Consider the following 4,597-nt stretch of genomic DNA (forward strand, 5'->3'; position numbering starts at 1 on the left):
TACGACAAAACCGCAGACAGTTTCCTCGGCTTCATCGACATCGCCTGCATCAGGCTCTGGCTTCGCCATTTGTCAACATGACCTACAACTACTTCAAAACCGCCGGGTATGAGGCCGATTGAGTGCAACAGGCTCTAGCCTGAAGTCATCAGTTGGTATTTTTTCTTATGGCCCTGGGCTGTTAAGGTGTGGTCTGAAGTCGTTTAATAACGCTTGCCAGACTCCGAATGCGGCCAGTGATGTATATGCCACTAAACAGCAGATTCTCTGCTCAAACGTAGAAAATTAAAATGCCGCCTTCTACACGCCTTGGCGATATCGGCTCCGGCCATGGCTGCCATTTCCCGCCAACGCCGAGCATCGAGGCGTCGCCGGATGTGAGCATCGACGGGATTGCGGCGGTGCGTCAGGGCGATGCCTATGCGCCCCATGCGTGCCCGAGCTGCCCGGCCCCGGCGCATCCGCGCGCGCTGTCGGGCGGATCAGGATCGGTGTTCATCAATGGTAAGCCGGCCGGCCGTGTCGGGGATGCGATTTCCTGCGGAGGCGCAGCAGACGAAGGTTCTTCATCTGTGTTCATCGGAGATTGACCAAGCCGCACCTTGCTGGAAATCACAACCCACTATCCGCGTTCAGTTTTCGTTCTTTACGACGTAGTGACAGCACGCTCCAGGCATGGTATGAAAAAGCCATACCAGAGGAGGGATCCGCACATGGCCACCGTGGCAAAGCGCACCGTCAGCCTACCACCCGAACATACCGCCTTCATTGACGAACTGGTTGCCTCGGGCACCATCGGTAACCTCCTTTGAAGAAGGTCAAAATGTAGCGACATAAAAGATCAACGGCACCAAATCCGCGCCAGAGCCCTTATTCCACGCCGGTCAATACCCCGGAGTCTTCATCGAGCATTGCTTCGCCATCCATACTCAGGATGGCGTGGCGCTGGAGGCTTTCGCCGAGGCCATTCGCAAGACCGGTCCCGAGCGCGTCCTGCTCTCGACCGATTTCGGCCAGGTGAACAGCGATCCCTTCCCCGAGGGCTCGGTTCGCTACGCGATGGAGCTGGGCGCAAGGCTGGACGGGGTGGTGTCGCGGACCGATTTCCTGGCGATGTTTTCGGACAATGGCAGGCAAGCTCTGGCAGGCCGCTGAAATAGGTGCAGTATCCGAGATCGGGAAAGGCGCTATCTGTGCTCAACCGCCACACTTTCAGCCTGGGCAGCCTGGATAAGAGCCGCATCCAGACTGGTCAGGGAAGAGCCCTGACGCAACGCCAGTTCCAGATAGAGCGCATCATAGACCGTCAGGCCATGGCGGCGGGCCAGATCCATCACCACCGAATGCGCCGGCCTGGTATCCAGCCGCACCCCAAAGGCATCCACCGCCTCGATGATCTGCTCGGCGGCGCCTGCCGGCAGCCGCCCTCGTCGCTCGTTGACGACCAAGATATTACGCAGCTCGGCCCACAGCAACCAGGGAGCGCCGATTTCCTCGTGTCTCTCGGCCAGAGAAGCCAGGTCCACGCCAGACTCATCCGGCATGACCCACGCAATCAACGCCGAAGCATCGATGACCAGCATCAGCGGCGGCCTTCGTCGCGCGCCGAAAGAATATCGTCGATTCCAAGCCGCACATCTCTTGCCGCGAGCCTGTTGCGCAATTCAGCCATACGAAGCAGGGCGGCGGCACGGTCATTGCTTGCTGGAGGCACCAAGCGAGCGACGGGCTGGCCGCGCCGGGTAATCGTCACCGTCTCGCCTGCCTTTGCGGCAGCAAGAAGTTCCGACAGATGCGTTTTGGCCTCGAAGGCACCGATCTCGCGCATGCGAATCTCCATCAACTGGTTTGAAATCTAGTCTGATTGCAGATCTTTTTCAAGCATCCCAGCCAGCATAGAGTCAGAATCCTAAAAGCTGTGTCAGCAACAAAGGACAGGAACGTGTCGACTATCGCTGAAGACAGAGCAAATTACGTTATGGCGCACTACTGTGCCATGGCCGAAATCAACATCATGCTCAAAGCGCAGATTTCCGCAGGAACCGTCACAACCGCCGAGGACGCCTTGGACCTCGTTAGAAGCCTGCTCGGACAACTTGAAGCCGAAGCTTGGGCCTTGGATCGAAAAAGAGCCGAAGATGTGGCCCGGCAAGTCATCCTGGAAGCCGATGATCCTCGATCATATCTGCGGGGCGAGAACAGGGTCTCGAAAAGAAAGGCCAATTAGTCCGGCAGAATAACCCTTACGGTCTTGATTTTGCATGCTGAATCTGCGGTTTTGTTCGCTTTGGATTGCAGAGTTTCATATGCTTTGGCCAGAAACCCTGCAATTTCCGGTCGCCCATGAAGCCCCATTCCCGCGCCCCTGAACAGGATGACCTGCTCCGCCCACGACTGGTCGATATGATCGATGCGCGCCACGAGCTGGTGAAGCTTGCGGCACTGATCAACTCGACGTTTTTTGAACGGAAATCCGCCGCCTTGCCGGTGGCCTCGGCATCGGTCTTGCCGTGCTTCCAGGTGCCCAAGGGGTTCCAGCCGGTCAGGTTCGCCACCCACATGTCGAAGCCGCCGAGCGCCAGGCTGGCCCAGAGCCCCAGCTTCGACCAGAGCGGCTTGACGTTGCGGACCGGCTTCAGGTCGCGGGCGATGGGGCCCTTGCGCACCTCGGCCTCGTAATCGGTCAGCTCGTCGCCCGCGCGGCCCGCGGCGATGGCCGCCGCCGCCGCCTCGGCCGCGGCGATGCCGGACAGCATGGCGTTGTGGTTGCCCTTGATGCGCGGCACGTTCACCAGCCCGGCCGAGCAGCCCAAGAGCGCCGCGCCCGGCACGGTCAGCTTCGGGATCGACTGCCAGCCGCCCTCGGAGATGGCGCGGGCGCCATAGGCGACGCGCTTGCCGCCCTCCAGCAGGTCCGCGACCAGCGGATGGTGCTTGAAGCGCTGGAACTCCATGTAGGGATAGAGATAGGGGTTGGCATAGTTCAAGTGCACGACGAAGCCGACCAGCACCTGGTTGCCCTCAAGGTGATAGATGAAGCTGCCGCCGCCGGCGTTCTTGCCCAAGGGCCAGCCCATCGTATGCGTCACCGTGCCGGGCTTGGCCTTGGCCGGGTCGATCTCCCAGATCTCCTTCATGCCGAGGCCGAATTTCTGCGGCTCATGGCCGGCCGAGAGGTCGTATTGCGCGATCAGCTCCTTGGCGAGCGAGCCGCGCACGCCCTCGCAGATCAGCACGTATTTGCCGCGCAGCTCCATGCCGGGCTCGTAGCCCGGGCCGGGGGTGCCGTTGGCATTCAGCCCCATCTCGCCGGCGACGACGCCGACCACGCGGCTGCCCTCATAGACCAGCTGCGAGCAGGCCATGCCGGGGAAGATTTCCACTTCCAGCGCCTCGGCCTGTTCGGCGAGCCAGCGGCAGACATTGCCCATGGAGACGATATACTTGCCGTGGTTCGACATCAGGGGCGGCATCGGCCAGTTCGGCACCCGGACCTGGCCATGCGGGCCGAGGATGTAGAAATTGTCCTGGGTGACTTCGGTTTCGACCGGGGCGCCCCTGATCTGGTGGGATTAAAGCGATTTCCGACTACACTCGACAGCATGCGAAGGTTGAGGTAGCGTTGAGGTGCCGCCATACAATCTATTTCAGCTACAATCAAAAATGCCCTCGGATCGATGACAGATCAATGAAAAGCCCAATCGCGCCAACCAATCGGCCGAAAGAAATCGCTATCCTCGTAACGCTTTGCAAAGTCGGACTGAAGTTGCTCAGAAGCTCGCGACAAGAAGACCTTGGCGCATGATTTATCCATCTGGTCATAAACATCGAGTGCCTTCCCAACAATTTCCTTGAATGCCCGCTCATCCATTCGGTTGCCAAGCCTGACGCCGAGAATCGACGGAAACACTTGATCATAGCTAATTTTGACTTGCGTAGCAGATGGGAGGTTCGCGAGAAAATGCAAAATGAACTCGGGCTGCATCATATAGCGAGCCCGTTTTTGCGCAACCAGACTGCCGGTAGCATCTTGAAGCCGGGACTGTTGCGTCAGCCACCAAGCTTTATAGCCAAATGGATTCTCTCCAGCGCGCTCATGCTCACAGACCGCCGATGATAGACGCGCAGTACGGTATCGGCAGCATTTCGTGAAAGGATACGTTCTCTTTCCTCCTCTCGTCCAACTTTACCTCGGGCATCAAAAATGGCGTCTCCAAGTCGGGCAACCTCGCTCGGGTCTATTCCCGCCAGCATCTCCCTTTCATCTTCAAACTGGAATCCAAATTCATTGACAAGGTAGGCTCTCAGTTCGTCTCGCGATCTGTCATTACCAAGATCAGAAACAGTGACGAAGCTTCCGAGGTACCTCGACCAGTCCAGAGGCTTCCGTCCGGCCTCCAAGTCAGAAAAACGCGCATAGAAGCATGCCCGAATCAGAATCTTGCCAATCTGACTGATCAGGTCTGGAGTGAGATGGTTGTGAATTGCTTGGTAATTATTTCGATACTCTCCGACATTCCCCAAGTGGCCCGCCGCTTGACTTCAAGATCGCCTGATTTTGCTCGCTGGGCAAGCGTTTTTCGCCCCGAGCGGTGTC

7 protein-coding genes and 3 pseudogenes are annotated in these 4,597 nt (G+C 58.5%); 6 read left to right on the forward strand and 4 right to left on the reverse strand.

What is annotated here, in order from left to right; translation table 11 throughout:
• The 4 genes and pseudogenes from I9P22_RS23245 to I9P22_RS23255 all read left to right on the forward strand — a co-directional run.
• A pseudogene (locus I9P22_RS23245) lies at positions 1 to 81 on the forward strand (IS5/IS1182 family transposase); the annotation flags it as partial.
• A 209-nt stretch (positions 82 to 290) separates the two neighbouring features.
• Positions 291 to 590, forward strand: coding sequence for a PAAR domain-containing protein (locus tag I9P22_RS23250; RefSeq protein ID WP_199262533.1), 300 nt, complete (start codon positions 291 to 293; stop codon positions 588 to 590).
• Between the two features lie 123 nt (positions 591 to 713).
• Positions 714 to 812, forward strand: coding sequence for a ribbon-helix-helix domain-containing protein (locus I9P22_RS25100; RefSeq protein ID WP_408635225.1), 99 nt, complete (start codon positions 714 to 716; stop codon positions 810 to 812).
• Between the two features lie 127 nt (positions 813 to 939).
• Positions 940 to 1,155, forward strand: coding sequence for a hypothetical protein (locus I9P22_RS23255; RefSeq protein ID WP_199262535.1), 216 nt, complete (start codon positions 940 to 942; stop codon positions 1,153 to 1,155).
• 32 nt (positions 1,156 to 1,187) lie between these two features.
• Here I9P22_RS23255 and I9P22_RS23260 read toward each other — a convergent pair whose 3' ends face one another.
• Positions 1,188 to 1,583, reverse strand: coding sequence for a type II toxin-antitoxin system VapC family toxin (locus tag I9P22_RS23260; RefSeq protein WP_233253561.1), 396 nt, complete (start codon positions 1,581 to 1,583; stop codon positions 1,188 to 1,190).
• The gene (locus I9P22_RS23265; RefSeq protein WP_058097803.1) at positions 1,583 to 1,828 is read right to left on the reverse strand and encodes a type II toxin-antitoxin system Phd/YefM family antitoxin; all 246 of its coding nucleotides are present in this window, start codon (positions 1,826 to 1,828) and stop codon (positions 1,583 to 1,585) included. Before I9P22_RS23265 ends, I9P22_RS23260 begins: the two co-directional genes overlap by 1 nt.
• Positions 1,829 to 1,942: 114 nt before the next feature.
• On the opposite strand from I9P22_RS23265, the gene I9P22_RS23270 reads away from it, so the two are divergent.
• Together I9P22_RS23270 and I9P22_RS23275 are read left to right on the forward strand one after the other, a co-directional pair.
• Positions 1,943 to 2,227 carry a hypothetical protein gene (locus I9P22_RS23270; RefSeq protein WP_199262537.1) on the forward strand — a complete coding sequence of 95 codons (285 nt, stop codon included), beginning with the start codon at positions 1,943 to 1,945 and terminating at the stop codon, positions 2,225 to 2,227.
• Positions 2,228 to 2,343: 116 nt separating this feature from the next.
• Positions 2,344 to 2,478, forward strand: a pseudogene (locus I9P22_RS23275) (IS5/IS1182 family transposase); the annotation flags it as partial.
• On the opposite strand, the pseudogene I9P22_RS23280 reads toward I9P22_RS23275, so the two are convergent.
• Positions 2,466 to 3,560, reverse strand: a pseudogene (locus I9P22_RS23280) (NAD(P)/FAD-dependent oxidoreductase); the annotation flags it as partial. The pseudogenes I9P22_RS23275 and I9P22_RS23280 sit on opposite strands and share 13 nt — an antisense overlap.
• 125 nt (positions 3,561 to 3,685) lie before the next feature.
• Entirely contained in the window at positions 3,686 to 3,988 is a 303-nt protein-coding gene (locus tag I9P22_RS23285) for a hypothetical protein (RefSeq protein ID WP_199262539.1), read from the reverse strand.
• Positions 3,989 to 4,597: the final 609 nt, after the last annotated feature.

This window comes from Paracoccus binzhouensis, from assembly GCF_016446475.1.
Lineage (GTDB): Bacteria > Pseudomonadota > Alphaproteobacteria > Rhodobacterales > Rhodobacteraceae > Paracoccus > Paracoccus binzhouensis.